Below are 310 nucleotides of genomic sequence, written 5' to 3'. Positions count from 1 at the left end.
TACAGGCAGCTTAGAAAATAAATGAGCGGAATTCGTCACCTGCGAACCGGGTTCACTGCCGTACAGGCAGCTTAGAAATTACGCTAATTTCTTATACACGCGAGGCTCATGTTCACTGCCGTACAGGCAGCTTAGAAAAGCCGGTGGCGAACTTCCCACGGCTTTTCGCTGGTTCACTGCCGTACAGGCAGCTTAGAAACGATTCAGATGACCAGACGATAATCGACACGGGTTCACTGCCGTACAGGCAGCTTAGAAAAAGTATACCGGACATGCACCGGCTGTTACTGATGTTCACTGCCGTACAGGC

The 310-nt window shown here is 50.6% G+C and carries 1 protein-coding gene; it reads right to left on the bottom strand.

Annotated elements, in window-relative coordinates; genetic code table 11:
* Positions 1–112: 112 nt before the first annotated feature.
* The coding region (locus IM273_RS22525; RefSeq protein WP_226857961.1) for a hypothetical protein at positions 113–310 on the bottom strand (198 nt) is incomplete at its 5' end.

It is taken from the genome of Enterobacter cloacae complex sp. P13B (genome assembly GCF_014895915.1).
In the GTDB taxonomy this organism is placed as follows: Bacteria; Pseudomonadota; Gammaproteobacteria; order Enterobacterales; family Enterobacteriaceae; genus Enterobacter; species Enterobacter bugandensis.
This window is presented reverse-complemented; position numbering and strand designations above follow the sequence as displayed.